19 protein-coding genes and 1 pseudogene are annotated in these 20,579 nt (G+C 72.1%); 11 read left to right on the top strand and 9 right to left on the bottom strand.

Annotated features, from left to right (window positions below; genetic code table 11):
- Positions 1 to 23: 23 nt before the first annotated feature.
- Genes ACFYOP_RS22625 through ACFYOP_RS22615 form a run of 3 tightly spaced genes read right to left on the bottom strand, consistent with a single transcriptional unit; the run spans position 24 to position 3,864 of the window.
- Positions 24 to 1,343 carry an aldehyde dehydrogenase family protein gene (locus ACFYOP_RS22625; protein ID WP_356893121.1) on the bottom strand — a complete coding sequence of 440 codons (1,320 nt, stop codon included), beginning with the start codon at positions 1,341 to 1,343 and terminating at the stop codon, positions 24 to 26.
- A gap of 44 nt (positions 1,344 to 1,387) precedes the next feature.
- Entirely contained in the window at positions 1,388 to 2,314 is a 927-nt protein-coding gene (locus tag ACFYOP_RS22620; protein ID WP_356893123.1) for an NADP-dependent oxidoreductase, read from the bottom strand.
- A 47-nt stretch (positions 2,315 to 2,361) separates the two neighbouring features.
- Positions 2,362 to 3,864, bottom strand: a complete 1,503-nt coding sequence (locus ACFYOP_RS22615) for an MFS transporter (protein ID WP_356893125.1) — start codon at positions 3,862 to 3,864, stop codon at positions 2,362 to 2,364.
- Between the two features lie 168 nt (positions 3,865 to 4,032).
- Between ACFYOP_RS22615 and ACFYOP_RS22610 the strand changes: the two genes are divergently transcribed.
- Positions 4,033 to 4,497 (top strand): MarR family transcriptional regulator, encoded by a 465-nt coding sequence (locus ACFYOP_RS22610; RefSeq protein WP_356893127.1) that lies wholly within the window; start codon positions 4,033 to 4,035, stop codon positions 4,495 to 4,497.
- Between the two features lie 70 nt (positions 4,498 to 4,567).
- Here ACFYOP_RS22610 and ACFYOP_RS22605 read toward each other — a convergent pair whose 3' ends face one another.
- A complete protein-coding gene (locus ACFYOP_RS22605; RefSeq protein WP_356893129.1) occupies positions 4,568 to 5,797 on the bottom strand; it encodes a hypothetical protein in 1,230 nt (409 codons plus the stop codon).
- Positions 5,798 to 5,940: 143 nt separating this feature from the next.
- On the bottom strand, positions 5,941 to 6,225 hold the full coding sequence (locus tag ACFYOP_RS22600; RefSeq protein ID WP_356893131.1) for a hypothetical protein: 285 nt from the start codon (positions 6,223 to 6,225) through the stop codon (positions 5,941 to 5,943).
- A gap of 101 nt (positions 6,226 to 6,326) precedes the next feature.
- Here ACFYOP_RS22600 and ACFYOP_RS22595 point away from each other — a divergent pair, with 101 nt between their 5' ends.
- The 4 genes from ACFYOP_RS22595 to ACFYOP_RS22580 all read left to right on the top strand — a co-directional run bounded on the left by ACFYOP_RS22595 (position 6,327) and on the right by ACFYOP_RS22580 (position 8,927).
- Positions 6,327 to 6,632 carry a helix-turn-helix domain-containing protein gene (locus tag ACFYOP_RS22595; RefSeq protein ID WP_356893133.1) on the top strand — a complete coding sequence of 102 codons (306 nt, stop codon included), beginning with the start codon at positions 6,327 to 6,329 and terminating at the stop codon, positions 6,630 to 6,632.
- A gap of 203 nt (positions 6,633 to 6,835) precedes the next feature.
- The gene (locus tag ACFYOP_RS22590) at positions 6,836 to 7,039 is read left to right on the top strand and encodes a cold-shock protein (protein ID WP_100105551.1); all 204 of its coding nucleotides are present in this window, start codon (positions 6,836 to 6,838) and stop codon (positions 7,037 to 7,039) included.
- Positions 7,040 to 7,203: 164 nt separating this feature from the next.
- Complete coding sequence (locus ACFYOP_RS22585; RefSeq protein ID WP_356893135.1) at positions 7,204 to 8,295, top strand: PP2C family protein-serine/threonine phosphatase; 1,092 nt, start codon at positions 7,204 to 7,206, stop codon at positions 8,293 to 8,295.
- A 98-nt stretch (positions 8,296 to 8,393) separates the two neighbouring features.
- The gene (locus ACFYOP_RS22580) at positions 8,394 to 8,927 is read left to right on the top strand and encodes a GNAT family N-acetyltransferase (RefSeq protein WP_356893137.1); all 534 of its coding nucleotides are present in this window, start codon (positions 8,394 to 8,396) and stop codon (positions 8,925 to 8,927) included.
- 12 nt (positions 8,928 to 8,939) lie between these two features.
- Here the strand turns inward: ACFYOP_RS22580 and ACFYOP_RS22575 are convergent, their stop codons facing one another.
- Both ACFYOP_RS22575 and ACFYOP_RS22570 read right to left on the bottom strand, forming a co-directional pair.
- A complete protein-coding gene (locus ACFYOP_RS22575) occupies positions 8,940 to 9,440 on the bottom strand; it encodes a GNAT family N-acetyltransferase (RefSeq protein WP_356893139.1) in 501 nt (166 codons plus the stop codon).
- 107 nt (positions 9,441 to 9,547) lie between these two features.
- Positions 9,548 to 10,813, bottom strand: coding sequence for a PucR family transcriptional regulator (locus ACFYOP_RS22570; RefSeq protein WP_388452530.1), 1,266 nt, complete (start codon positions 10,811 to 10,813; stop codon positions 9,548 to 9,550).
- A gap of 175 nt (positions 10,814 to 10,988) precedes the next feature.
- Between ACFYOP_RS22570 and ACFYOP_RS22565 the strand changes: the two genes are divergently transcribed.
- The 5 genes from ACFYOP_RS22565 (at position 10,989) to ACFYOP_RS22545 (ending at position 15,927) form a co-directional block, all read left to right on the top strand.
- Complete coding sequence (locus ACFYOP_RS22565; protein ID WP_356893143.1) at positions 10,989 to 11,813, top strand: ABC transporter ATP-binding protein; 825 nt, start codon at positions 10,989 to 10,991, stop codon at positions 11,811 to 11,813.
- 2 nt (positions 11,814 to 11,815) lie between these two features.
- Positions 11,816 to 12,520, top strand: a complete 705-nt coding sequence (locus tag ACFYOP_RS22560) for an ABC transporter ATP-binding protein (RefSeq protein ID WP_356893145.1) — start codon at positions 11,816 to 11,818, stop codon at positions 12,518 to 12,520.
- A 14-nt stretch (positions 12,521 to 12,534) separates the two neighbouring features.
- Complete coding sequence (locus tag ACFYOP_RS22555) at positions 12,535 to 13,413, top strand: branched-chain amino acid ABC transporter permease (RefSeq protein ID WP_356893147.1); 879 nt, start codon at positions 12,535 to 12,537, stop codon at positions 13,411 to 13,413.
- A 1-nt stretch (position 13,414) separates the two neighbouring features.
- Positions 13,415 to 14,524, top strand: a complete 1,110-nt coding sequence (locus tag ACFYOP_RS22550) for a branched-chain amino acid ABC transporter permease (protein WP_356893149.1) — start codon at positions 13,415 to 13,417, stop codon at positions 14,522 to 14,524.
- A gap of 62 nt (positions 14,525 to 14,586) precedes the next feature.
- Positions 14,587 to 15,927, top strand: a complete 1,341-nt coding sequence (locus tag ACFYOP_RS22545) for an ABC transporter substrate-binding protein (RefSeq protein WP_356893151.1) — start codon at positions 14,587 to 14,589, stop codon at positions 15,925 to 15,927.
- A gap of 149 nt (positions 15,928 to 16,076) precedes the next feature.
- Here the strand turns inward: ACFYOP_RS22545 and ACFYOP_RS22540 are convergent, their stop codons facing one another.
- The gene (locus tag ACFYOP_RS22540; RefSeq protein ID WP_356893153.1) at positions 16,077 to 17,654 is read right to left on the bottom strand and encodes an alpha/beta hydrolase domain-containing protein; all 1,578 of its coding nucleotides are present in this window, start codon (positions 17,652 to 17,654) and stop codon (positions 16,077 to 16,079) included.
- 119 nt (positions 17,655 to 17,773) lie between these two features.
- A complete protein-coding gene (locus tag ACFYOP_RS22535; protein ID WP_388452523.1) occupies positions 17,774 to 20,071 on the bottom strand; it encodes a hypothetical protein in 2,298 nt (765 codons plus the stop codon).
- A 227-nt stretch (positions 20,072 to 20,298) separates the two neighbouring features.
- Here ACFYOP_RS22535 and ACFYOP_RS22530 point away from each other — a divergent pair.
- Positions 20,299 to 20,576: pseudogene (locus tag ACFYOP_RS22530) on the top strand (hypothetical protein); the annotation flags it as partial.
- Positions 20,577 to 20,579: the final 3 nt, after the last annotated feature.

The following is a 20,579-nucleotide window of genomic DNA, read 5'->3' as shown; positions in this document are numbered from 1 at the left end:
GCTTACGCCGGGCCGACGGGGGATCAGCCGCGCGGCTCGGCCAGGACGGCCTTGCGGTGGCTGAAGGTCTCGATGGAGTACCGGCCGTGGTAGCGGCCCATGCCGCTCTCCCCGACGCCGCCGAACGGCAGGTCGGAGACGGTGAGATGGGCCAGCGGCAGGCCGAACCCCAGGCCGCCCGAGGAGGTTTCGGCCGCGAGCCGTTCCCGGGTCGTCTCCGACTCGGTGAACGCGTACAGGGCCAGTGGCTTGTCGCGGTCGTTGATGAAGGCGATGGCCTCGTCGAGTCCCGCCACCTCCACGATCGGGAGGATCGGCCCGAAGATCTCCTCCCGCATGACGGGGGCGTCCGGCGACACCTCGGCCAGCACGGTCGGCGCGATGTACTTGGTCGCGCGGTCGTGCTCGCCGCCGACGACCCGGCGGCCGGACGCGAGGAGAGCGGTCAGCCGGTCGAAGTGGCGCTCGTTGACGATCCGGCCGTACTCGGGGGACGCGGCGGCGTCCGCCCCGTACAGGCCCTCCACCGCCTTGGCCAGCGCGCCTTCGAGAGCCCGGGCGGTCCCTGGGTCGGTGAGGACGTAGTCGGGTGCGACACAGGTCTGCCCGGCGTTGAGGAACTTCCCCGCCGCCAGGCGGGCGGCGACGGCGTCGGGATCGGTGCCCTGGTCCACGAACGCCGGTGATTTTCCGCCCAGTTCGAGGGTGACAGGGGTGAGGTGCCGGGCGGCCGCGGCCATCACGACGCGGCCGACGGTGCCATTGCCGGTGTAGAGGATGTGGTCGAAGCGCTGTTCGAGCAGGGCGGTCGTCTCCGGTACCCCGCCCTCGACCACGGCGACCGCGTCGGTGTCGAGATACCGGGGCAGGAGACGGGCGACGGCGGCGGACGTGGCCGGGGCCAGTTCGCTGGGCTTGGCGACCACCGCGTTGCCCGCGGCCAGGGCGCCGGCCACCGGGGCGAGCAGCAGCTGCAGCGGATAGTTCCACGGGGCGACGACCAGCACCACGCCCAGCGGGTCGTACTGCGTCCAGGCGCTCGCGTTGCCCAGGAACGCGGGCACCGGGGCCGGTTCGGGCCGCAGCCAGCCGTCGAGATGCGCCAGGGTGTGGTCGATCTCGCGGATGACGAAGTCTATCTCCGTGCGGTACGCCTCGGTAGGGCTCTTCCCCAGGTCTGCGTGGAGCGCCGCGGCGAACGTCTCCCCGTGCTCGGTGAGCAGGGTGCGCATCCGCCGCAGCTGTCCGGTACGCCAGTCAACGGGCCTGGTGGCGCCGGTGCGGAAGGTGGCGCGCAGCCGGGCGACGAGCTCGGCGGGCTGCGCGGGCGCGGTGGTGGTCAAGGCTTCCCTCACAGGTGCGGTGGGTGGACGGGGTGATGGCTCGCTCAGGCGACGGTGACGACGACCTTGCCGCGGGTGTGGCCCTCCTGGTTGAGCCGCTGGGCGTCGGCGGCCCGCTCCAGCGGGAACGCGGCGGCCACCTCCACCCGGAGCTGCCCCCGCTCGGCGAGCGCGGTCAGCGCCTCGAGGTCCCCGGCGTCGGGGCGGACGAAGACGTACCGGCCCCCGAGACCGAGGACGGCGCCGTCCGCGACGGAGGCCAGGCGGCCGCCCTCGGCGAGCAGTTCGGGGGAGATCTTCAGCGCGTCGCCGCCGATCAGGTCGAGCACGGCGTCGACACCCCGCGGCGCCAGGGCGTGGACCCGCTCGGCGAGGCCCTCGCCGTAGGAGACCGGCTCGGCGCCGAGCCCGCGCAGGTAGTCGTGGTTGCGCTCGCTCGCCGTGCCGATGACGCGGGCGCCGAGCGCGCGGGCGATCTGCACCGCCAGGGAGCCGACGCCACCGGCCGCGGCGTGGATCAGGACGGTGTCGCCCTTGCCGGCGTTCAGGGCGCGGGTCAGCGCCTGGTACGCGGTCAGACCTGCCAGCGGCAGGCCGGCGGCCTCCTCGAAGGAGAGGTTGGCGGGCTTGCGCGCGAGGGTGCGGACCGGGGCGGCGACGTACTCGGCGAAGGTGCCGCGGGAGACGAAGTCCTCCCGGGCGTAGCCGATCACTTCGTCACCCGGCGCGAACTCGGTGACCCCGACGCCGGCCTCCTCGACGACGCCCGACACGTCCCAGCCCGGAATGACCGGGAAGACGGTGTCCATGACGCCGTCCAGGTATCCGGCCTGGATCTTCCAGTCGACCGGGTTGACGGAGGCGGCCTTCACCCGGATCAGGACGGCGTCCGGACCGAGCTTCGGGTCGGGGACGTCGCCGTATTCGAGAACGTCCGGGCTGCCGTAGGTGCGGTAGGTGATGGCCTTCATGGGGTGCTCCTCGATGCGGTGCGGTGGTGCGTATGCGGGATGAGGGGTCAGGCCGTGGCGGCGGCCGGCTCGGGGGCCGTCGCGACGGCGGGCAGGTGCTCCGTACGGGGCGCCTGCCGCCGCGGCTTGAGGCCGAACAGGGCGATGGCCAGGACGACCGCGAAGGCGGCGGCGGCGATGGTGAAGCTCAGGGTGAACTGGCTCTCGGCGGGCAGCGGGGGCACGCCGGCCGGCAGGTTCTCGATGGTCCTGGAGACGAGCAGCGTCGTGATCAGCGCGCTGCCGATCGAGCTGCCGACCGAGCGGGAGATGGAGTTGATGCCGTTGGCGACGCCCGTCTGGTGGGGCGGCACCCCCGCGACGATCAATGCGGGCATCGCGGCGTAGCCGAGGCTGATGGCCGTTCCGACGGCCATTCCGGCGCCGACGACCGAGGCGGTCGAGGAGTGTGCGGCGGCCAGCCACGCGAAGCCCGCGATGCCGGTCACCGCGCTCAGCGCCAGGGTGAGACGGGGGCCGATCCGGCGGATCAGCACGCCGCCGAACTGGGCGGCGACGAGGGAGGCGAGCGTGCTGGGCAGCAGGTACTGGACGGAGGCGCGCAGCACGGAGGCGCCGAAGCCGTAGCCCGCGACGTCCTGCGGGATCTGCGCCAGATACGAGACGCCGAGGAACTGGGCGAACATCCCGAACCCGACGAAGAGGCCCGCGAGGTTGCTGAAGAGCACCGGACGGTTGACGAACATCCTCATGTCGACCATCGGTTCGCGCACACGGTTCTCGGTGACGGCCCAGACACCGGCCATGACGACCGCCGCCGCGAAGCTGCCCAGAGTGCGGGCCGAGGTCCAGCCCCACTCGTGCCCCTGGGTGATCGGCAGCAGAAGCAGCACCAGGAACAGCGCGAGTGTGAGCGCGCCCAGCAGGTCGGTGCGCCCGCCGCTCCTGGCACGGCTCGCCGGTACGAAGAGGATGACGGCGAGGAGCGTGACCAGCGCGAGACCGGCGGCCAGCCAGAAGACGCGGTGGTAGTCGGCGTCCGCGCCGCGGGTCAGCAGGCCGGTGGTGACCAGTGCGAAGCCGCTGCCGAACGCCAGGGTGCCGCTGACCAGTGACATCGCTCCGGGCAGCCGGTGGGCGGGGATCTCCTCGCGGAGTACGGACAGCGCGAGCGGGAAGATGGCCGTGGCGGCGCCCTGGAGGACCCGGCCCACGATCAGCCAGAGGAGCGAGTCGGTGGTGGCCGCCAGGACGGAGCCGGCGATCATCACCACCAGCACCCCGACGAGGGTGGGCTTCTTGCCGTGCTGGTCGCCCAGGCGGCCGAGCAGGGGTGTGAAGACGGCGGCGGAGAGCAGCGTCGCGGTCGTGACCCAGCTGACCTCCGCGGCACTGCTGCCGAGGCTGGTTCCGATCAGCCCGAGGATCGGGATCACCAGCGTCTGCATCATCGACACGACCATGGCGGCGAGGCTCAGGACGAGGACGACTGCGGTCTCATGCCGGTGTCGGCCGGCGGAGGACGGGGCGACGGCAGCGGTTCGGGACACGGGTGCTCACTTCGAGGCAGGGCGGGGGCAGGACGGGCGTGGGGCCGGGGAGCCCGGAGACGGGGGCGACCGGAACAGACAAGTGCTTGATGAGCTCAAGCAATGAGAAGGACCGTAGACGTCAATGGTTGAGGAAGTCAAACGTTGACTTTCACCTACACTGGAGCCATGTCCCGCACCCCCGCGCCGCACGCCGCCCCCGAGACCCCTGATCAGAAGGGCGGCGACCCCACCCACGTCGACCTGCTCGAGCGCCTGGCGCGGGCCGCTGCCGGCTACTACCGGGACCTCACCTCTTCCGCCGCGGAGCAGGGGCTCACCATGACGCAGGCCAAGGTGCTGATCCTGCTGCGGCAGCCGCTGCCCATGCGTGCTCTCGCGGGACTGCTCGCCTGTGACGCGTCCAACATCACCGGGCTCGTCGACCGGCTCGAGGCCCAGGGGCTGGTCTCCAGGCATCTCAACCCGGCCGACCGGCGGGTCAAGAACGTCGTCGCCACGGAAAAGGGCATGGAGGCCGTCCGCCTCGTCCGTGCCGGTATGCGCTCCACGTCGGCGGCGTTCGACCGCCTCGACGACGCGGGTCGCCGCAACCTCTACGAACTGCTGGGGCAACTGCACCCCGAAGCCTGATCACGGCCGCGCGCCCGGAAGGTCAGGACTTCCCAGCCTCAGAGGGGCGGGGAGGCCCTGACATCGGTACTCAAGGCTCCTGCCTCGACGCGTCCTTGAAGCGTCCCAGGGCCTTGGTCAGCAGGCCGCGTGGGGAGCCGGAGCCGGCGCTCCTGGCGGCGGGCTCGGGGGACGACGGCCGCGGCAGGCTGTCGGGTCCGGTCACCTCGGCCAGTGCGGCCTGGGCGAGCTCGGCCGCCTCCCGGTACAGGTCACGGGAGCGGGTCATGGCCTCCAGCGCCTCGGCGTACGTGGCGACGAGTTCCCGGGCGTGGGCCAACTCCTCCTCCACGGTGAGCAGATGCCAGCGGTCGCGCAGGCTGTCCAGGGCCTGTTCCGCCTCTGCGGTCAAGGTCCGCGGCAGCTCGGCGAAGGACGTCACCTTCTCGACGAGTTCCATCGGCTCCGAGCCGTCCAGGAAGACGCTGCGGACCGTGAAGCGCTCCGCGTCGTACTCCGGGCGTGCCGGCGCCGAGGGCAGCACCACGGCGCCGCCCCGAGGCACCCGGACGTGCAGGTCCTTGATCGCCCAGTTGACGATCTGGAACTGGTCCGGCGCCGCCCGGTGCTCCACCACCCGATGGCGCAGGCTCGGCGGCAGAAACGATGTCAGGGACCGGCGGCCGCGTGCGTCGGGGGTCATGGCCTCGTGCACGACGACGTGAATGTTCCAGCTGTCGCGGGCGCAGTCCTTGAGGAGACGGCGCATCTCCTTGTCGTCGGCCGGCAGCCGATTGGTGGTCCGCAGACGCAGACCGGCGACGGGGTCGTGGTCCCAGGCGACGCGGTTGTTGTCCGGCCAGAACATCGTGGCGGGGGAGGGCCATTGCTGTTCCCACCGGCGTTCCGCCCGCGCGGCCAGCGTCCATGCGACCCCCTCGCCGTCACCCTGCCGCCCCTGCGCCGGGGTGTCGTAGCACCTCAGCTGGGCACGCACGACGACATCGCCGGCGACGCGCCAGCGGGCCTCGAAGAGGCGGCGCGCGGAGGAGTCCGGCGCGGGCGGCGCGCTCCCCTGGGCGGGGAGCACGGGGGAGAGGCCGCCCACGCCGGATGCGGAGGAAGCGGAGGGGCCGGTGGCGTCGGTGGAGCCGGAGGGGCCTGCGGGGTCGAGATCGAGGAAGTCGTCGATGACCCCGGCGGCCTTGAGCGCGATGAGGTTGCGCCGGACGTCCTGCTCGGGAGAGGGCCCGAGGTGGCGCCCGTGCCCCAGCCACGTCGTGTCGGGGGCGGTGGTCAAGGAGGTACTTGTCTTTGGCATGGAGTCGTTCTCTGGGGCGGTCGCGGGCCGCTCCAGTATGGCGGGACGCGCGGCGGACGGTGCGGCGAGGGGGACGGGGTCACCCGAAAGCTCCGGATGCCCCGGATGATCCCGGTCTCCGCGGCGCGGACAGCCACGGACGGTCACGGCGCGGGCTCGTCGCCGCCGGCGGGCAGGTCGTCGGAACCGGTGTGCTGATGGGCGACGCCGGACGGCGGCCCGTGGAGGAAGGCGCGGAGCAGAGATGTCTCCTGAGTCGCGCAAGACCCCCTGGCCTCCTGCGTCGCAGCGCCGCCGCGGGTCTGGAGGCGGCGCGTTCCTGCGGCTGCGGAGCAGATGGACCGCCAGGGGCAGGGCCGGCAGCCGCCGAACACCAGGTCCGGCGGAAGTTCGTGGATCAGGTGGCCGCAGGCGAAAGGGGACAGCACCGGGTAGAGCGGAAGTGCTTCTCGCCCACCTCGCGGACGCCCTGGACCGTCGGCCGCGCCCGCCGCGCCCGCCGCGCCCGCGGCGCCCCGGTGCCGAGGCGATGCTCGAACACGACCGCAGCCGTCATACGCGCTGCGCCGAATCGGTGACGGCCTGGCCGGACGCCGTCGGGAACGTCGGCGAGGCGGCACAGCGGCTCGGCGTTCACCCGAACACCCTCAAGTACCGCATCCGGCGTACCCGGGAGATCTTCGGCCCCGACGCACCGGACGACCGGCTCCCCAGCCGGCTGCGGATGTGGATCGCGACCTCGGACTCCGGCCCTGGACAGGGGCGGCGGGGCATCGCCGCACCCCGATCGGAGGGAGTCGGACGGCGCTTTCCGGCCGTCGCGATTGAGCCTTGATCAGGGCACGCGGCGGTTTTCCATGGTGAAGAGGTGACGGGCCGTGTAGCGTCAGTGCCAGCTGTCATGGTTCCGAAGTACCGGTCGCCCGTGAGCGCGAGTTCACGGGCGTTTCGCTGTTCAAAGCCTCTGAGGACCAGGGCGATCACCTCCGGGTCCCGCACCGTGCGGGAGCCGATTCATCAGTCCCCTTGGAGGACGAAATGGCCAGTGGAACAGTCAAGTGGTTCAACTCGGAAAAGGGCTTCGGCTTCATCGAGCAGGACGGCGGAGGCCCGGACGTCTTCGCCCACTACTCGAACATCGCCAGCTCCGGCTTCCGTGAGCTCCAGGAGGGCCAGAAGGTGAACTTCGACGTCGTGCAGGGCCAGAAGGGCCCGCAGGCGGAGAACATCACCCCCGCCTGACCCGTACAGGTCCGACGCCCGCCCCGGCCCACCGGGGCGGGCGTCGCCGTACCCCCCGTTCGGGCGGCCGCTCCGCGGCGCCCGAGCACGCAGCGGGGTGAAGCGTGCGGCGACACGGTTTCCAGCGGTGGAGCCGGTCGTCCACGTCGTGCCTAATGGGACGAATGCCTGACCGTACCAACTTCCGACTTCCGGCCGACGCCGCGCTGCTGGTCGGCCGGGCGCTGCCCTGCGTCCTGCTCGTTCTGGCGGCGGCTCTGGACATGGCCACGCCCGACACGAAGCACTTCGAGAACTTCCTGTTCGCCGTGCCCGCCCTCGCGGCGGTCACCTGGGGGGTCCTCATCACCCTGGGGTTCGGGCTGCTCTCCATGGCGCTGTTCGCGGCGCTGGGCACCCGCGGCGACGCTCTCGTCTCCGGCGACGTGGGGCTCCGCTTCCTCGCGCTGACGGTCGTGGTGGCCGCGGCGGTGTGGGTGAGCCGTGTCCGCACCCGGCGGGAGCGCCAGTGGAGGGACCTCGTCGCGCTGGCCGATGTGACCCAGCGGGCGGTCCAGCGGCCCCTGCCCTCCCGGCTCGGCCCGGTGGACCTGCATCTGCTGTACGAGGCGTCGGCGCACGGCGCCCATGTGGGCGGCGACTTCTGCAAGGCTCTGCCGGTCGGTGGCGGGGTGCGCCTCATCCTGGGCGACGTGCAGGGCAAAGGGCTCGGCGCGGTGGAGGCGGCCTCGATGCTGTTGAGCTCCTTCCGCGAGGCCGCGTACTCGGAGCCCGGACTGCCCGAGATCGCGCGCCGGCTGGAGCTCAGCATGCGCCGGTACCGGCAGCGGGCCCCCGACGCGGAAGGTGCCGACCGGTTCGCCACCGTGATGCTGGCGGAGATCCCCGGCGACGCCCCGGTGGTCCGGCTGCTCAGCCTCGGCCACCCGCCACCGCTGATCCAGTACGACACCACGGTCACCGGCGTCGACTTCCCCGCGCCCTCACTGCCCGTCAACCTGCCGGTGCTCCTTGAGCAGGAGTACGACGTACGGGAACTCCGCTTCGAGCCCGGGGACCGGCTGCTGCTGTTCACCGACGGGGTGAGCGAGACACGTAACCGGAAGGGGGACTTCTACCCGCTGGAGGAACGCTTCCGCCGGTGGGCCGGCTCCCCCGCCGGCGAGATCACCTCCCTTCTGAAGCGCGACCTCCAGCACTTCGGCTTCCACGGTCTGGAGGACGACATCGCGGCCCTCCTCGTGGTCCGCCACTGACCGCGGCGGCCGGTCCGGCCCGGTGCCTTGTGCCGTGCTCCCCGGCGGCGTGAGCACCGATTACCGGTGGCCTCCTCGTGTCCGGCAGGATGGGGCTCATGACCGACATCCGCACCCCCCGCCTCCTGCTCCGCCGCTGGCACGACGACGACCTCGTGCCCATGGCGGACATCAACGCGGACCCTCAGGTCATGCGCTGGGTCGACGACGCTTCCGTGCACGACCTGGAGCGCACGGCCGAGGAGATCGAGCAGTGGGAGGAGGAGTGGGACGAGGAGGGCTTCGGCCTCTTCGCCGTCGAACTCCTCGCCTCCGGCGAACTGGCCGGCTTCACGGGGCTGTCCGTGCCCGGATTCCTGCCGGAGGTGATGCCCGCCGTGGCGATCAGCTGGCGGTTCGGCCCGCACTTCTGGGGCCAGGGCTACGCGTCCGAAGCCGCCCACGCGACACTGGAGTTCGCGCTCCAGGACCGCGGGCTCGACCGCGTCATCAGCATCACCCGGCCGGGGGACGACGCCTCCGAGAACGTCATCCGCAAGCTCGGCATGGAGCCGGAGCTCGAGACGACCCACCCGGTGCACGGCTTCCCGCTGCGCGTCCACAGCATCGACCTCACCGAGTTCCAGGCGTAGCCCGCCGGCGGGTCAGCTCTCGTCGCTCCAGACGGTCTCGAAGTACCTGACGCGCTCGTCCTGCCCGGCCGGCCGCATGCCGGCTGCCGTCATGACGCGCTGGGACGCGATGTTGTCGCGGTCGGCGTCGCCTTTCACACAGGTGACGCCGCGCGTCCGCGCGAACAGCAGCAGTCCGCGGAGGGCCTCGGAGGCGTATCCCCTGCCTCGCGCCGACGGGGTGAGGCCGTAGCCGATCGTGACGGTGCCGTTCTCGTCGACCGGTCCGTGGAAGCCCAGGCCGCCGATCGCCCGGCCGCTCCCGCGGTGGCGGATCTCGTAGTTGCCGAACGGCTGCGGATCGCCGGTGTCCGCGCAGGTTCCCAGGAAGCGCCTGGCGGCGGCGACGTCCCCGTCGGTCGGATACCCCGGCGCCCATCGGACACCGTCGTCCGGCTCCCCGGCCACCACTCGCTCAGCCTCGGTCGCGGTCATCGGATGAAGTACCAGTCGTGCTGTCACAAGATCGCCCATGGCGAGGATTGGTATCAGGCGGGACGACCGGCCCGCACCCGGATTACCCGGCCGCCGTACTTCGGGACCGGTACGGTGCCCGGCCTCAGGACCATGGGGAGACCCCCTCAGCCCGTCCCCTGTCCCCCCGACGAAGCCGCCGATCCCGCGCCGACGGGCGCCGGAGCGGCCATCTCGCCCAGGGTGAGCAGCAGCCGGTCCCGCGGGTCGTGCAGGCTGCGGCCGGTCAGCTGCTCGATCTGCCGCATCCGGTAGATCACCGTGTTGCGGTGGCAGAACAGCTGCTCGGCGGCGTGTGTCGGGGACCCGTGGTGGGCGATCAGCGCGCGCAGCGTCTCCAGCAGTACGGCCGCCTGGTGCGGCGGCTGCGCCAGGATCGGGCTGACGGTCTGCTCCACCAGTACGGCGGTCGCCTCCGGGCTTGCCCGGAGCAGCACTTCGGGCAGCCGGTCGGTCACCGGCACCACCTCCGGCGTGCCGCTCGACACCGTGTCGGCGGCTCCGGCGGCGAGCCGGTAGGCGGTGGCGAAGCCGGCCAGGCCGTCCGGGGAGGCGGCCACCCCGGCGCGGCCGGCGACGGCGGGCCGCAGGGCGCGCACCACGCCCTCCACACCGGCGGCCCCGGTGGCCACCAGGCCGAAGTAGATGTCCCCGCGGACGTGCCAGTACGACGTCAGTCCCAGGCGCTCCAGCCGGTCCTCCGCCCCGCGGATCGGTCCGTCGAGCATCCCGTCGAAGTGCGCCACCACGCAGGCCACCGGCTCGTCGGTGCGGATGACGAGCACCTCCCTGGCCTCCGCCGCGAAGACCGGGTCGGCGCCGCGCCCCTCGACGAGGCCGTCGAGCAGCCGCTGCTGGCGCCGGAGGTCCTGGCTCTGCAGCCGGGCGCTCTCCCGGCGGTAGGACTCCACCAGCGTGGCGTTCTGCACGTCCAGGGCCGCCCAGATCCGCTGGCCCGCGATCAGCAGCACCCGGTCGTCGAAGTCGTGGTCGGGGTGGCCCCGCTGGGTGAGCAGCGCCTCCCACAGGACCCGGGTGCCGAGGCTGTAGGCGTTGAGCACATGTTCCATCCGCACACCCTGCCGGGCCCGGCGCCGGCCGGTCTCCCGCCAGACGTGAATGGCCCGCTCGCCGTCCTGGGCGAGACCGGCCATGGTCCGGATCCCGCGGTGGATGTGCTCCCGGGTGCTGGAGCGGATGTCGGCCCGCAATTCCGGACCGGCGACGTCGAGCCAGTCCTTGGCCAGCAGGGTGAGCGTGATGTCGTCGGCGATCGCGTCGGCGCGCGGCAGCAGTGACGCCCAGGCACGCTCGATGTCGCGCTGCAGGTCTTCGTCGTCGGGGGGCACCGACGCTGTGGAGGTCATGCCCATGCCGGGGAGGATCGCACGCAGCGCACAGCCGCACCAGACCCGCGTACGCGTGCAGGGCGATGCGCACCAGGAGTTTTGTGCGCTCCGCCCATGTCGGTTTCTGTGCTCAGCGCCCACCGTAGGGGCTCGTCACAGCCGACGAGGAGCCCGGCCCAGGGCCAGACAGGGAGCCCCAGTGAGCGGAGCAGCGACCGGACCCGCGGTCCGGAACGGCGAACCCGCAGCAGTCCTCTCGATCACCGACGTCTCGGTCCGGTTCGGGGGAGTCCAGGCGCTGTCCGAGGTGGCGCTCGACGTGGCGCCCCGGCAGGTGCTCGGGGTGATCGGCCCCAACGGGGCCGGCAAGACCACGCTGTTCAACGTCGCCTGCGGCTTCGTCCGCCCGGACACCGGCAGGCTGCTCTGGAAGGGGCGCGAACTGACCGGCCTGCGCCCCCACCAGCTGGCCGGCCTCGGCATCGGCCGCACCCTCCAGGGCCTGGGCCTGTTCGACAGGATGACCGTGCTGGACAACGTCATGGTCGGCGCCGACCGGCACGCCGGAACCGGCTTCTTCGCCGCCCTGCTCGGCGCCCGCCGCAGCGCCAGGGACGACACCGCGCTCGCCGGCCGGGCCCGGGCCGCCCTGGCCGACCTCGGCGTAGAGCAGTACGCGGGGCGCTACCCCGGCAGCCTGCCCTACCCGGTCCGCAAACGGGTCGCCCTGGCCCGCGCCCTCGTCGGCGAACCGGAACTGCTGCTGCTCGACGAGCCGGCGAGCGGTCTGTCCAACGACGAGATGGCGGAGCTCGGTGAGCTGATCCGCGGACTCACCGACCGGATGGCGGTGATGCTCGTGGAGCACCACATGGATCTGGTGATGAGCGTCTGCGACGACATCACGGTCCTCGACTTCGGGCGGGTCATCGCCCGCGGCGGGCCGGACGAGGTACGGCGCGACCCCGCCGTCGTCGCCGCCTACCTCGGCGACGAGGTGGATCACGAGCGGACGGGAACCTGACCATGTTCGAAGTACGCGACCTCACCACCAGCTACGGCCCCGTCCCCGCCCTCGACGGGGTGTCGTTCACCGCCCCGCAGGGCAAGGTCACCGCCGTGCTCGGCGCCAACGGCGCGGGCAAGACGACCCTGTTGCGCACCGCCTCCGGCCTGGTCCGGCCCGACCGCGGACAGGTGCTCCTCGACGGCCGGGACATCACCCGTACGCCGGCCGAGAACATGGCCCCGCTCGGTCTGTCGCACGTGCCGGAAGGCCGCGGCGTCATCACCGAGCTCACCGTCGAGGAGAACCTCAGGCTCGGCGGCCTGCACCGCCCCGGCCGGTCCCGGCCGGCCGACATCGAGCGGATCTGCGGTCTCTTCCCGGCGCTCGGCGAGCGGTACGACGCCACCGCGCACGTCCTCTCGGGCGGCGAGCGGCAGATGCTCGTCATCGGCCGTGCCCTGATGGCCGCCCCGAAGGTCCTCCTGCTGGACGAACCGTCGCTCGGCCTGGCACCGCGGGTCGTCGCCCAGATCTTCGACCTGCTCCGGTCGCTCGTGGCGAGCGAGGGACTCACCGTCGTCCTCGTCGAACAGAACGCCCGCAGCGCCCTGTCGATCGCCGACGTCGGCGTCGTCCTGAACCTCGGCAAGGTCGTGGTCCAGGACGAGGCGCCGGCCCTGGCCGCGGACGAGAAACTCCGCCACGCCTACCTCGGATTCTGACCACGGGAGACTTTGTGCAGCAGCTCCTCACCACCGCGCTCAGCGGTCTGACCCTCGGCGCGGTCTACGCCGCGTTCGCGCTGGCGCTCTGCCTGATCTGGCGGTCCACCCGGATCGTGAACTTCGCCCAGGCGCCGATGGCCATGATCACCACCTATGTCGCCCTGGTCATCATCGACGCCGGCCACTCGTACTGGTTCGGCTTCGCCGCGGCACTGCTCTGCGGACTGCTCCTCGGCGCCGTCGTGGAGCGGGTCGTGATCCGCCCCGTCGAGGGCAAGGCCCACATCAACGCGGTGATCCTCACCCTCGGCCTGTTCATCCTCCTCCACTCGCTCGCCGCCATGATCTTCGGCTCCCGCTACCGCTCCTTCCCCGCCCCCTTCGGGCTCCGCGGCTTCACCGTGGGGGAGACCACCATCGCGCTGACCGGCTTCGGCATCTTCACCGTCATCGCCGTCGTGATCGTCATGGCCCTGCTCGTCCTGCTCTTCCGCTACACCGAGGTCGGCCTGAAGATGCGGGCCGCCGCCTTCAACCAGGAGGTCGCCCGGCTGCTCGGCGTCAAGGTCGGCAGGATGCTCACCCTCGGCTGGGCGCTGGCCGCGCTGGTCGGCTCACTGTCCGGGCTGCTGATCGCCGGCGGCAGCCTGGTGCACCCGGCGTACATGGACTCCGTGGTCGTCTACGGATTCGTCGCCGCCGTCCTCGGCGGCCTCGACAGCCCCGTCGGTTCGGTGATCGGCGGCATGCTGCTCGGTCTGTCGCTGAGCGCCGTGAGCGGTTACGTCGGCTCCGAACTCGTCCCGCTCGCCGCCCTCGCCATCCTCATGGCCGTACTCCTCCTGAAACCCGGCGGCCTCTTCTCCCACCTCGCGGAACGGAGGGTCTGACATGACGACCACCTCACCCACCAGCGAGGGCACCACCGCCGCACCGAAGCCGGACGGTCCCGGCGGACCCCTCGCCGGGCTCCGGCGCCGCTGGGACTCCTCGGTACTGCTGCGGCACCTGGCGCTCGCCGTCCTCGGCCTCGCCGTGGTCACCGCCGTCATGGAGTCCACCGGCTCCTTCGCCAACTCGCAGCTCGCCTCCATGGCCTACCTCGGCATCGCCGCCGGCGGCCTGACGGTGCTCACCGGGCTCAACGGCCAACTGTCGCTGGGCCACGGCGCCTTCATGGCCATCGGTGCGTACACCACGGCGCTGCTCCTCGACGGAGCCGGACCCGCGCTGCCGCTGCCGGGCGTACTGGCGGCGGCCACCCTCGTCGCCCTCGTCGTCGGAGCCGCCGTCGGCGTCGCGGCCGCCCGGCTGCACGGCCCCTACATCGCGGGAGCCACCCTGGCGCTCGCGATCGCGGTGCCCGGCGCCGCGCTCTACTTCGAACGCCTCGGCGGCGAACAGGGGCTGGGCGTACGCGTGCCGGACATCCCGGTGTGGGTGCTCGACGCGGCGTACTTCGTCACCGGCAGCGAGCTGAACTCCACGAAGTACGTCGCCTACATCGGCTGGATCTGCCTCATCGGCACCTACGTCCTGCTCGCCAACCTGATGCGCAGCCGGGTCGGCCGCACCTGGCGGGCGGTCCGCGACGACGAGGTGTCCGCCGAGATCGCCGGCATCCACCTCGGCCGGGCCCGGGTGCTGGCCTTCGTGGTCAGCACCGCCTGCGCCGGTCTCGCCGGAGCCGTCATGGCGATGGTCGTCAGGATCACCGCACCCAGCGGATTCTCCCTCAACCTGTCCCTGGCACTGCTCAGCGCCGTCGTCCTCGGCGGACTCGGCAGTCTGACCGGCGCGCTGATCGGCTCCGCGCTGCTGACCTTCCTGCCGCACCTGGTCACCGACCTGGGCGTGGACGCCGGACTCACCGACGTCCGAGCGGCCGAACTCGCCCCGCTGGTCTACGGGCTCACCATGATCATCGTGGTCCTCGTGGCACCCGCGGGCATCACCGGCACCCTCCGCGACGCCTGGCGGCGGCGCCGGCGCGCCGCATGACGGCAACGACCCCACCGGCGCGGCGGCCCATCGGGCCGCGCACCCACGAAGGAGGCACCACCGTGCACAGAACGGCCCACCGCGCGACCACGCTCGTCAGCGTACTCACCGCGGCCGCCCTGCTCGCCGCGTGCGGCGCAGGCGGGCGGCCCGACGAGGGCGGCGACAAGAACAGCGCGCCCGACGTCGGCATCACCGAGAAGACCATCAAGATCGGCGCGCACTTCCCGCTGACCGGCGTCGCGGCTCCCGGCTACAGCGAGATCCCCAGCGGCCACAAGGCCTACTACGACTACGTCAACGCCAACGGCGGGGTGAACGGCCGCACGATCGAGTACGTCGTCAAGGACGACGCCTACAACCCGACCAACACGAGCACCGTCACCAACGAACTCGTCCTCAAGGAAGAGGTCTTCGGCATGGTCGCCGGCCTCGGCACCCCGACGCACAGCGCGGTGGTCGACTTCCTCAACGCCGAGAAGGTGCCCGACCTGCTGGTCTCCAGCGGCTCGCTGGCGTGGGGCGACGCCCCGGAGAAGCACCCGTGGACCTTCGGCTGGCAGCCCGACTACATGATCGAGGGCAAGATCGTCGGTCAGTGGGTGAAGGAGAACATGCCCGACGCCCGCGTCGGCCTCTTCCTCCAGGACGACGACTTCGGCCGTGACGGCGCCGCCGGCGCGCACAAGTACCTCGACGACCAGATCGTGGAGACCGTCAAGTACACCCCCGGCAACACCGACGTCGCCCCGCAACTGGCCGCGCTGCAGGCCGCGAAGGTCGACATCGTCCTCGGGTTCAACGTGCCGTCCTACACGGCGCTGAGCCAACTGACGTCGATGAAGCTCAACTTCAAGCCGACCTGGTTCTACAGCAACGTCGGCTCCGACCCCGCCCTCGTCGGTTCCCTGCTGGCGCGGTTCTCCAAGGGAGCGGTGAAGGGCAGCGACAGCCTGCTCGACAACGTGCTGACCACCGAGTACATCCCCGGCACCGACGCCACCGACAGCGAGTGGGTGAAGCTGTGGCAGAAGGTGTGGGACGAGCACGGCGCCAAGGGTGAACTGACCAACTACCGGATCTACGGCATGTCGCAGGCGTACACCTTCGTCCAGGCGCTGCAGGCGGCCGGGAAGAACCCGACCCGCGAGGGCGTCGTCAAGGCGCTCGAGAAGGTCGGCGGCGAGCTGGAGGGTCCCGGCCTGGCGCCGTTCCGCTACTCCGCGGACAGCCACCTCGGCATCTCCGGTATGCAGGTCGTGAAGCTCAAGGGCGGCAAGGGCGAACCGCTGACCCCGGTGCTGGTCACCGACGTCGGCGACGCGCCGATCAAGGAGGACGACTCCGCGGCCAAGGACGCCCCGCCGGCCAGCGGCATCCCGGACGTCGAGCCGGCGTCCTGACCCGGTCACGCGGGGACGCGAGGCCGGCGGCGGGGCCGTCGGCCGCGTCGTCCCGGCCGCGCCTGACCTGACAGACACCGGCCGCCGCCGCCCAGGGGGACCGGCGGCGGCCGGCTTCGCGTCCGCCCGCGGCTCCGGCGGGCGCCGGCTCAGGGAATGTCGGCCCGGACGGCCTCGCGGACGACGGCACGCCCGTCCCGCGGTGTGAGGAACCGGGCGGCGACCAGCTCGCGGACGGAACGGACGACAGCCCGGACGTACGTGCCGTGAGTCGGGTACAGCCCGGCCAGACGCTGGTGACTGAAGGGCACCTCGTGGCCGGAGATGCGGCAGAACGACGCCCCGGTGGAGGTGCCGCTCCAGGTGCTGGTCGGGACGTCCAGATAGGGCGAGCGCAGGCCGCCCCGGACATTGCCGAACTCGTCCAGCACCGGCCGGCCGTCCACCACCTCGATCGGCTCGGCGCGCGGCGGCGCGACCCCGTCGCGCACCCATGCGTCGAGGTTGCGGAGCATGGCGTCGAAGAAGATGTGATTCGGGAAGCGGCTGCGCGGGCCCTGGTCGCACTCCATCGGCGGGACGGCGCGCCCCGCGCGCTCGATGTCCTCCGGCCGTGCCGAGTACAGCAGTTCCTCGGGCGTGGCGTGCCCGGCTCCGGCCATCTCGTAGTAGCGGAAGCGGTCGGCGTGGCGGTCGCTGTCCGCGCGTCGGGCGTCGATGCCGGTCAGGTAGTCCGACTGCGACATGACGTGCATGACCGGCACGCCCACGTCGTGGAACCGCTGGCGCTCGTCGCCCTGCGGGGGAGCCGGGGTGCACTGGTTGATCGGCATCGCGCCGACGAACCTCCCGCCGGAGACCGCGACGAGGTAACCGTCGTAGATCGGGCGGCCGTTGGCGCGGACGTCCAGCGGATGGATCGCGTTGACGTAGGTCTGCAGATAGCCGCCGGTCTGGGAGTAGCCGAAGCCGTAGAGCCGCTCGACCCCGCTGACCGGGCTGCTCGGCGCGCCGCTGCGCAGCAGCGCACCGACCTGGCTGTAGATGTCCCAGACCAGGCCGTTCTCGGTGGCGCGGGAGCTGTCGGCGGGGAAGAGGCTCTGCAGGTCCGTGCAGTTGCGCGGATCATCGAGCGGCAGCGGGTTGGCCATGGACAGCGGGCCGTAGCGCTCGGCGTCGAAGTTCTTGAGCGCCTCGACGGAGACGGGCTTGGCGGTGATGCCGACCCAGGCGTCACCGTTCTCGGTGATCCGGCGGCGCATCGCGCCCCAACCGATGTTGAGGTCGAAGAAGTTGGACGGGTTGAGCATCTCGACCACGACGTTGCCGCTGAAGTGGCGCGGGTTCTTCGGCTGCCGCACCAGGATGCGCGTGGTGTACGGGACGCCGGCCGTGCGCACCACGGCCGGGCCGGGCGCGGGCCAGTCGTAGACGTTGGCCTCGCCGGAGACGAAGTACTCACTCTCGGTGTATCCGGCGCGGTCCAGGTCCTCGGGCACCCGCTGGTGGCCCGCGCCGCCGAAGGCGTGCGACTCCTCGCTCTGCGCGATCGGGCCGGTGACCTCCGGGAGGGGTGTGCGCGGGCCCGTGCGGTCCGCCCCGGCGCCGGAGCGCGGGGACGCGGCGGCGGGCACGGCCGCGCTGCCGAGACACAGTGCGGCGACGAGGGACACCCGCACGGCGAGCCCCAGACGGCTGCGGCGCCGGACACGCACGGCTGGTGCCATGGTGACTCCTTCTCACGAGGGCCGGGGCAGCCGGAACGCTACTGTGCCGCTTCCCGGCCGGCAACGCCGCACAGTGCGATGCGGACAAGAGCCGGGACCACCGGGACACGAGCCACGGCCTACCGTCCGGGCGGGACGAGCGTGTACGTGTGCGTCCCCGCGGCGATCGGCAGCGTCACTCCGCGCGGCCCGGTCCGCGCGTCGACGGGCCTCCCGTCGCGGAACACCCGCGTGCCGTCGCGGAAGCGGCCCGCCAGCAGCACCTCACCGGCACGGTCGGCGTCGGCCCGTACGGTGAGCACCTTGCGCGGGTCCAGTCGGGCACGGGTCAGCGTGATGTCGGCGTGGGCGACATTGGTGAGCCGGAGATCGAGACGGTTCGCCACGGGGATCTCCGGGTACGGCCCCCAGCTCCGGTTGACCTCGGTGTAGGGCAGCGGATGGGTACCCGTGCCGGAACCGCGCGTACCGGTCGCGTCTCCCCGCCCGAAACCGTGGCTGAAGGCGTCCACGACGCCCTTGGCGGGTGCGGTGTCGCTTGCACCGGGGTCTGCCAGTGTCGTCCCCGAGACCCAGTACGCGTGGTCGTGGACCAGCCCGAGACGGCGGTCGTCACTGGCGGGAACGTAGGCGAACGACACATGGTGCGGGTCGCGGTCGACCCGGGCGTCGCCGAGGAAGTCCGTCGCCATCGGCATGTCGTAGCCCAGGGCGGCCAGCGTGGAGTGGGTCGCCGGCTGGTGGACGACATAGCGGAAGCGGTAGCCGAGCTGGTCGAAACCGCGGACCCCGGCTTCCGGCGCCCCCAGGTTCTGCGCGCTCGTCCCGGGCAGGGGCACCAGCTCGTCCTGCCCCGCGACGACGTTGAGATACGGCACGTTGCGGGCGTTCTCCAGCCACGCGTTCGTCAGCGTCCCGGCCCCGCCGGTCGGCGGCGCGGGCGGGACCCAGATGCCCTCACCGGGCGGGGCGACGACGGAGAACGCCTTCCCGAACAGGTCCGGATACAGCATGCCGAGCCGGTACGTGCCGTAGCCGCCCATCGAGTAGCCGCTGATCGCCACCCGGCCGGGATCCAGGGTGAAGTGGCGGGCGAGGTCGTTCCACATCTCGAAGACGTCGTACTCGGCCTCGCTCTGGTACCAGCCGTCCGGGCCGCGTCCGAGCGGCGTGGCGACCAGGTTGTCACGGGCCTCGCCGATCTGCTGGACGCCGACGGTCCCGTTGTACTGCCACTGCCGCTGCCCCAGTGAGTGCAGGGCCAGTGTCAGCCCGGCCGGCCGGCCGCGCTCGTATGCCGTCGGGACATAGAGGCTGTACGGCTGCAACTGACCCTTGTACTGCGGGAACCGGCCTTCGGGATCACGTCCCTCGCCCAGGCCGAGCCGGCTGGGGAAGATGCGCATCGTCGTCCCGTGGGCGGGCACCGAGGACCGCCGCACACCGTGCCGCAGGGCGTCGAAGTCGATCGCATGGGCGAAGCGTGTCGGCGCGTGGTCGGCCAGCGCCGCGGACTGGGCGGAGTCCGGCGGCACGTTCCTCCTCAGTACGGGCTCGTCGAACCGGAACGCCAGGTTGAAGATGCCCGAAGGGTCCGGGTCGAGAGGACCGGCGCCACCCGCGCTGTCCCGGTCCGCGGCGTTCCGCGGTCGCAGCCAGCCTCCGGTGGCGGTGTCGTACAGCCCCGTCGCGACGGTGGCCCGCCATGTCCCCCGCGGGTCGCTGACGGTGCGGGGGACCGTGACGGTCAGCTGGTTGGCCTGCAGATCCGTACGCACCCGCAGCGGTGTGGTCCGCGCCGTACCGTCCTCGGCGAACGACACGTGCTCGGCCCCCGTCCCCCACGTCGTGATCACCTCGTCGGTCCCGGGGAAGGGCGCCCCGGGGTCACGCGGCAGCGTGCTCGCGCCCGTCGCCTCGTCGCCGTCGGTGTCGAACGCGATCGCGGTGATGGTGGAGTCGCGCGCCAGCAGCGTGTTGAGCGTGATGCGGTAGGTCACCCGGGTGCGGTCGGCGGCGATGCGGAACTCCACCAGGTCGGCGGCGTTCCCTCCGTAGCGCCCGCCGTCGGCCGGATGGACGGCGTTCCCGGCGCACTCCGAACGCGAGTCGTGCCCCGCCCCGTCCGTGTCGGAGCCGCAGTCGTCGTGAAGGAAGTCCTGGTAGAGGTACTCGCCGTCGACGTACGCCTCATTGCCGGACACCAGCAGTGGCGCCGCGTCGAAACGCGGATCGCGGTTCTGCAGCTGCGGCGCCGCCGGCGCCGGGGCGTACAGCACGCCGGGCCCGGGACGAGCGCCCGCCGTGACGTACGGCAGCGACTGCGGCCGCTCACCGGCCACGGCCGGCGGAGCGACACCGGTCGACACCGGCACCGCGGCAATCAGGAAGACCATGGCGGCTCGCAGGCATCTCACGCGTGTGTGTCCCATTCCGGTCGGCACCCGAACAACCCCTGCAATGTGCCCTTCCAGGCCGGTCGAGCAGCAGTACCGCGCCGCACAGCGCGAGTTGGTTCCCACGCACAATCAACGGGGGGGCGGGGTGACGGGCCGCGGGCGGCAGCGCAACCAGTCGAGGCCGCCGCCGAGGGCGTCGCTCGAGACGAGTTCCAGCGCGTGGGGGGTGAGGCGCGTCGCTTCTCACTGAGCGCGCACGCGCGCCCTGTACGAATTCCACCAGCTCACCGGTAGCGCCGGCCGCTGCCTGGACGGCGCCGTACGGCTCTTGCGCAAGGCCGGGCTTCACACGCACGCAGATCGTGTGGAGCGCGAGACCCTGGGCCGCAACGTCGTTCCCGGACACTGGACTGTCCAGGTCCTCGAAGACGACAACGCACCCGTTCCGGGCGACGGGCCCCGCGCCCGCAGGGCCCGTCGCGACCGGCCGGGACGGGCGCGCCTCGCCCCGCGTGACCGGTGAGCG

The organism is Streptomyces sp. NPDC006294 (assembly GCF_042870895.1).
Lineage (GTDB): Bacteria > Actinomycetota > Actinomycetes > Streptomycetales > Streptomycetaceae > Streptomyces.
The sequence above is the reverse complement of the archived record's forward strand: the minus strand, read 5'-3'. Positions and strand labels throughout refer to the sequence as shown.

Bases quoted from the DNA above. Each gene is read 5' to 3' on its own strand.
- ACFYOP_RS22605 (WP_356893129.1), bottom strand. From the start codon at position 5,797: ATGCCAAAGACAAGTACCTCCTTGACCACCGCCCCCGACACGACGTGG.
- ACFYOP_RS22570 (WP_388452530.1), bottom strand. From the start codon at position 10,813: ATGGGCATGACCTCCACAGCGTCGGTGCCCCCCGACGACGAAGACCTG.
- ACFYOP_RS22590 (WP_100105551.1), top strand. From the start codon at position 6,836: ATGGCCAGTGGAACAGTCAAGTGGTTCAACTCGGAAAAGGGCTTCGGC.
- ACFYOP_RS22620 (WP_356893123.1), bottom strand. From the start codon at position 2,314: ATGAAGGCCATCACCTACCGCACCTACGGCAGCCCGGACGTTCTCGAA.
- ACFYOP_RS22610 (WP_356893127.1), top strand. From the start codon at position 4,033: ATGTCCCGCACCCCCGCGCCGCACGCCGCCCCCGAGACCCCTGATCAG.
- ACFYOP_RS22575 (WP_356893139.1), bottom strand. From the start codon at position 9,440: ATGGGCGATCTTGTGACAGCACGACTGGTACTTCATCCGATGACCGCG.
- ACFYOP_RS22595 (WP_356893133.1), top strand. From the start codon at position 6,327: ATGCTCGAACACGACCGCAGCCGTCATACGCGCTGCGCCGAATCGGTG.
- ACFYOP_RS22580 (WP_356893137.1), top strand. From the start codon at position 8,394: ATGACCGACATCCGCACCCCCCGCCTCCTGCTCCGCCGCTGGCACGAC.
- ACFYOP_RS22550 (WP_356893149.1), top strand. From the start codon at position 13,415: ATGACGACCACCTCACCCACCAGCGAGGGCACCACCGCCGCACCGAAG.
- ACFYOP_RS22540 (WP_356893153.1), bottom strand. From the start codon at position 17,654: ATGGCACCAGCCGTGCGTGTCCGGCGCCGCAGCCGTCTGGGGCTCGCC.
- ACFYOP_RS22585 (WP_356893135.1), top strand. From the start codon at position 7,204: ATGCCTGACCGTACCAACTTCCGACTTCCGGCCGACGCCGCGCTGCTG.
- ACFYOP_RS22560 (WP_356893145.1), top strand. From the start codon at position 11,816: ATGTTCGAAGTACGCGACCTCACCACCAGCTACGGCCCCGTCCCCGCC.